The organism is Mangrovimonas futianensis (assembly GCF_021245805.1).
Taxonomy (GTDB): domain Bacteria; phylum Bacteroidota; class Bacteroidia; order Flavobacteriales; family Flavobacteriaceae; genus Mangrovimonas; species Mangrovimonas futianensis.
The window spans coordinates 1-428 of sequence record NZ_JAJJNF010000038.1 but is presented as its reverse complement, the minus strand read 5'-3'; the positions used below and the strand labels follow the sequence as shown (position 1 = coordinate 428).

Genomic DNA, 428 nt, shown 5'->3' with positions numbered 1-428 from the left:
ACAGGAAGCTGCCGAGGCCAACACGCCGGAGCCTTTTGTACTGTGCGATGACAACATGGAGTTTGACGGTGACCCAACGGACGACTCGGTGGCCTTTGACCTGAGCACGCAGAACGCCACGGTACTTAACGGCCAGGACCCGGCGAACTTCACGGTAAGTTACTATGAGACCGAGGCGGACGCCCTGGCCATGGACAACGCCATCGCCAACCCGACCTCCTATATGAACCTGAGCAACCCGCAGACCGTATGGGTGCGTGTTGACAACGATACAACACCGGATAGCATCTGCTACGACATCACCACCCTGGAACTTCAGGTGGCGCCTATTCCTTCCTTTGTTCTGGAGGATGTGTACGTACTGTGTACGGACACCAACGGGACGGAGGTCGTGGGCTCTCCACTGATGGACACGGGACTTGATGCTT

1 protein-coding gene is annotated in these 428 nt (G+C 57.2%); it reads left to right on the top strand.

All coding sequences use genetic code 11. The features are described from left to right. A partial coding sequence (locus tag LOK78_RS16905; protein WP_370465584.1) for an FIDD domain-containing protein occupies positions 1-428 on the top strand: 428 nt, incomplete at both ends.